At 55.6% G+C, this 5,678-nt stretch carries 3 rRNA genes; all 3 read right to left on the reverse strand.

What is annotated here, in order from left to right:
- Positions 1 to 17: 17 nt before the first annotated feature.
- A 5S ribosomal RNA gene (gene rrf, locus J4H92_RS15130) occupies positions 18 to 134 on the reverse strand.
- A 190-nt stretch (positions 135 to 324) separates the two neighbouring features.
- Positions 325 to 3,431: ribosomal RNA gene (locus J4H92_RS15135) — 23S ribosomal RNA — on the reverse strand.
- 499 nt (positions 3,432 to 3,930) lie between these two features.
- Positions 3,931 to 5,454: ribosomal RNA gene (locus tag J4H92_RS15140) — 16S ribosomal RNA — on the reverse strand.
- The 16S, 23S and 5S rRNA genes sit together here, the layout of an rRNA operon.
- Positions 5,455 to 5,678 lie beyond the last annotated feature (224 nt).

Consider the following 5,678-nt stretch of genomic DNA (forward strand, 5'->3'; position numbering starts at 1 on the left):
CCTTTTCTGTGAAGGGGGTTCGGCGGTGTCCTACTCTCCCACACCCTCCCGAGTGCAGTACCATCGGCGCTGTCAGCCTTAGCTTCCGGGTTCGGAATGTGACCGGGCGTTTCCCTGACGCTATAACCACCGTAACACTATTGACCTACCCGCACCCCTTGCGCTCACGCAGGGGACAGGGTTCGTACGTCAAGAACCACAAAGCAGACGCGAGCACCACTCACACCATCCAGCGTGAGGGCCGTTTATCGTTGAATCACTTTCACATGTGTCCCGCTTGAAGAAACCAGGAACACCACACGCACGCAAACAGCGTGGGGTGGGTATGTTAAGTCATCGGCTTATTAGTACCAGTCAGCTCCACACATTGCTGTGCTTCCACATCTGGCCTATCAACCCGGTAATCTCCCGGGAGCCTCACCACCACAAGGGTGACGGAGATCTCATCTCAAGGCCGGCTTCCCGCTTAGATGCTTTCAGCGGTTATCCATCCCGAACGTAGCCAACCAGCCATGCCCTTGGCAGAACAACTGGCACACCAGAGGTCCGTCCAACCCGGTCCTCTCGTACTAGGGTCAGATCCTTTCAAATCTCCAACGCGCGCAGAGGATAGGGACCGAACTGTCTCACGACGTTCTAAACCCAGCTCGCGTACCGCTTTAATGGGCGAACAGCCCAACCCTTGGGACCAACTCCAGCCCCAGGATGCGACGAGCCGACATCGAGGTGCCAAACCATGCCGTCGATATGGACTCTTGGGCAAGATCAGCCTGTTATCCCCGAGGTACCTTTTATCCGTTGAGCGACAGCGCTTCCACAAGCCACTGCCGGATCACTAGTCCCGACTTTCGTCCCTGCTCGACCTGTCAGTCTCACAGTCAAGCTCCCTTGTGCACTTACACTCGCCACCTGATTGCCAACCAGGTTGAGGGAACCTTTGGGCGCCTCCGTTACTTTTTGGGAGGCAACCGCCCCAGTTAAACTACCCACCAGGCACTGTCCCAGAACCCGATCAGGGTCCGTGGTTAGACATCCAATATGACCAGAGTGGTATTTCAACAACGACTCCACCCAAACTAGCGTCTGAGCTTCACAGTCTCCCACCTATCCTACACAAGCCACACCGAACACCAATACCAAGCTGTAGTAAAGGTCACGGGGTCTTTCCGTCCTTCTGCGCGTAACGAGCATCTTTACTCGTACTGCAATTTCGCCGAGTTCATGGTGGAGACAGCTGGGAAGTCGTTACGCCATTCGTGCAGGTCGGAACTTACCCGACAAGGAATTTCGCTACCTTAGGATGGTTATAGTTACCACCGCCGTTTACTGGGGCTTAAATTCACAGCTTCACCCCGAAGGGTTGACCGCTCCTCTTAACCTTCCAGCACCGGGCAGGCGTCAGTCCGTATACGTCCACTTGCGTGTTGGCACGGACCTGTGTTTTTAGTAAACAGTCGCTTCCCACTGGTCTCTGCGGCCACCACACCCTTTCGGAGTAAATCCTAATAAGCGGGTGGCCCCCCTTCTCCCGAAGTTACGGGGGCATTTTGCCGAGTTCCTTCACCACGATTCTCTCGATCTCCTTAGTATTCTCTACCTGACCACCTGAGTCGGTTTGGGGTACGGGCAGCTCGAACCTCGCGTCGATGCTTTTCTTGGCAGCATAGGATCACTGGCTTCCCCATACGGGTCCCCATCACCTCTCACCCACAGCCCCCGAATATTACTCGGAGACGGGCTACCGGCTTAGCCCGGGACAACCATCGCCCGGGACCAGCTACCTTCCTGCGTCACACCTGTTAATACGCTCACTCCACCGCATCGGGTTCACACTCTCCACACCGCGACCACCCGAAGGCAGAAGCAGTGCTTCGCTTGTTTAGCACTCACGGCATCATGTTTGACGGTTCTTCGCCGGTACGGGAATATCAACCCGTTGTCCATCGACTACGCCTGTCGGCCTCGCCTTAGGTCCCGACTTACCCAGGGCAGATTAGCTTGACCCTGGAACCCTTGGTCTTCCGGAGGACGGGTTTCTCACCCGTCTTTCGCTACTCATGCCTGCATTCTCACTCGTGCCACATCCACCCCTGGGTCACCCCGGAGCTTCACTCGTGGCACGACGCTCTCCTACCCAACCAGCGGGCTGAACCACGAAGGCTTGCCTATACGCTGATTGCCACAACTTCGGTGGTGTGCTTGAGCCCCGTTACATTGTCGGCGCGGAATCACTTGACCAGTGAGCTATTACGCACTCTTTCAAGGGTGGCTGCTTCTAAGCCAACCTCCTGGTTGTCACAGCAACTCCACATCCTTTACCACTTAGCACACGCTTAGGGACCTTAGTTGGTGATCTGGGTTGTTTCCCTCTCGACTATGAAGCTTATCCCCCACAGTCTCACTGCCATGCTCTCACTTACCGGCATTCGGAGTTTAGCTGACGTCAGTAACCTTGTAGGGCCCATCGGCCATCCAGTAGCTCTACCTCCGGCAAGAAACACATGACGCTGCACCTAAATGCATTTCGGAGAGAACCAGCTATCACGAAGTTTGATTGGCCTTTCACCCCTATCCACAGCTCATCCCCTCAGTTTTCAACCTAAGTGGGTTCGGCCCTCCACGACGTCTTACCGTCGCTTCAGCCTGGCCATGGATAGATCACTTCGCTTCGGGTCTAGGACACGCGACTGAACCGCCCTATTCAGACTCGCTTTCGCTACGGCTTCCCCACACGGGTTAACCTCGCCACATGCCGCTAACTCGCAGGCTCATTCTTCAAAAGGCACGCCATCACACAAACAAGTGCGCTCTGACGGTTTGTAAGCAAACGGTTTCAGGTACTCTTTCACTCCCCTCCCGGGGTACTTTTCACCTTTCCCTCACGGTACTTGTCCGCTATCGGTCATCTGGGAGTATTTAGGCTTATCAGGTGGTCCTGACAGATTCACACGGGATTTCTCGGGCCCCGTGCTACTTGGGATACTCTTCACGCGGCGCACGCATTTCGGATACGGGATTCTCACCCTCTACGATCAGCCATTCCAGACTGTTCTCCTATACGCCCGCTCTCACGCCGACCAGCCGGCAGACCAGTCAGAAAAGTCCCACAACCCCGCACCTGCAACCCCTGCCGGGTATCACACAGATACGGTTTAGCCTGATCCGGTTTCGCTCGCCACTACTCCCGGAATCACTATTGTTTTCTCTTCCTGTGGGTACTGAGATGTTTCACTTCCCCACGTTCCCTCACCCCGCCCTATACATTCAGGCGGGAGTCACCAGGCACGCACGCGCCCTGGCGGGGTTTCCCCATTCGGAGATCCTCGGATCACAGCTCGTTTATCAACTCCCCGAGGCTTATCGCAGATTACTACGTCCTTCTTCGGCTCCAGATGCCCAGGCATCCACCGTTTGCTCTTAGCAACTTAACAAAATCACATAAGTAAATTTAAGAAAACACGCACGAACCCGCACCCGCCACACATACATGCGACAGACCGGCCCACGCGTGTAGACCACAAACACCCCGCACACACCAACCCCGCACCACCCAACAGGGCAGCCACGGCCGGCATCCACGAGTGTTTGAAGATGCTCGCGTCCACTGTGTAGTTCTCAACGTACGAACAGTCCCAGACCCACAGGCAACACGTCCCATGAACCCGGGCCAGAAGAACCATCACCCACCAGCACCACGGCCAGCAGGGTCTGGGCCTCCAGGACCCAACAGCATGCACCCGAAAGCAAACCCGACAACCGCCTACCCGTTCCAACAACACTGCTTACGAAAAACAACATTGCGTACTAGCACAGGCGAGCCATCACAGCTTGCTGCGTTGTTTTGTGTTCCACCCATGAGCGGCCGCCACCACACGTTCGGTGGTGCTTACGACCATTCTGCGGAACCACAGGGTTCCGAGTGCTCCTTAGAAAGGAGGTGATCCAGCCGCACCTTCCGGTACGGCTACCTTGTTACGACTTAGTCCTAATCACCAGTCCCACCTTCGACGACTCCCTCCTTACGGTTAGGCCATCGGCTTCGGGTGTTACCGACTTTCATGACTTGACGGGCGGTGTGTACAAGGCCCGGGAACGTATTCACCGCAGCGTTGCTGATCTGCGATTACTAGCGACTCCGACTTCATGGGGTCGAGTTGCAGACCCCAATCCGAACTGAGACCGACTTTTTGAGATTCGCTCCACCTTGCAGTATCGCTGCTCTTTGTATCGGCCATTGTAGCATGCGTGAAGCCCAAGACATAAGGGGCATGATGATTTGACGTCATCCCCACCTTCCTCCGTGTTGACCACGGCAGTATCCCATGAGTCCCCGGCATAACCCGCTGGCAACATAGGACGAGGGTTGCGCTCGTTGCCGGACTTAACCGAACATCTCACGACACGAGCTGACGACAACCATGCACCACCTGTATAGAAGTGTCCAAAGAGTGCTACATCTCTGCAGCGTTCTTCTATATGTCAAGCCTTGGTAAGGTTCTTCGCGTTGCATCGAATTAATCCGCATGCTCCGCCGCTTGTGCGGGCCCCCGTCAATTCCTTTGAGTTTTAGCCTTGCGGCCGTACTCCCCAGGCGGGGAACTTAATGCGTTAGCTACGACACAGAACCCGTGGAACAGGCCCTACATCTAGTTCCCAACGTTTACGGCATGGACTACCAGGGTATCTAATCCTGTTCGCTCCCCATGCTTTCGCTCCTCAGCGTCAGTTACGGCCCAGAGATCTGCCTTCGCCATCGGTGTTCCTCCTGATATCTGCGCATTCCACCGCTACACCAGGAATTCCAATCTCCCCTACCGCACTCTAGCCTGCCCGTACCCACCGCAAGCCTCAGGTTGAGCCTGAGGATTTCACGGCAGACGCGACAAGCCGCCTACGAGCTCTTTACGCCCAATAATTCCGGACAACGCTTGCACCCTACGTATTACCGCGGCTGCTGGCACGTAGTTAGCCGGTGCTTTTTCTGCAGGTACCGTCACTTTCGCTTCTTCCCTACTAAAAGAGGTTTACAACCCGAAGGCCGTCATCCCTCACGCGGCGTTGCTGCATCAGGCTTGCGCCCATTGTGCAATATTCCCCACTGCTGCCTCCCGTAGGAGTCTGGGCCGTGTCTCAGTCCCAGTGTGGCCGGTCACCCTCTCAGGCCGGCTACCCGTCGTCGCCATGGTGAGCCATTACCTCACCATCAAGCTGATAGGCCGCGAGTCCATCCCCCACCGAAAAATCTTTCCAAACACTCACCATGCGGCGGTGTCTCGTATCCAGTATTAGACGCCGTTTCCAGCGCTTATCCCAGAGTGAAGGGCAGGTTACTCACGTGTTACTCACCCGTTCGCCACTCATCCACCCCAGCAAGCTGGAGCTTCAGCGTTCGACTTGCATGTGTTAAGCACGCCGCCAGCGTTCGTCCTGAGCCAGGATCAAACTCTCCGTAAAAAACGAAAACACCCCACCAACCCCACAGGGCCAGCAGAATGCGAATTCAACCCTGACAACAAAACCACCAAAACTGGCAATTCCATCATCCAAAAAAACAGGCCCCCAGCCACCACAACATGGCAACCAGAAACCAAACTTGGCACAAAACAATCAAGTGCACACTATTGAGTTCTCAAAGACCAGACACCCCCCGTAACAACCCACAACAGGCCCTCCGAAGA

The organism is Leucobacter weissii, from assembly GCF_017565745.1.
GTDB lineage: Bacteria > Actinomycetota > Actinomycetes > Actinomycetales > Microbacteriaceae > Leucobacter > Leucobacter weissii.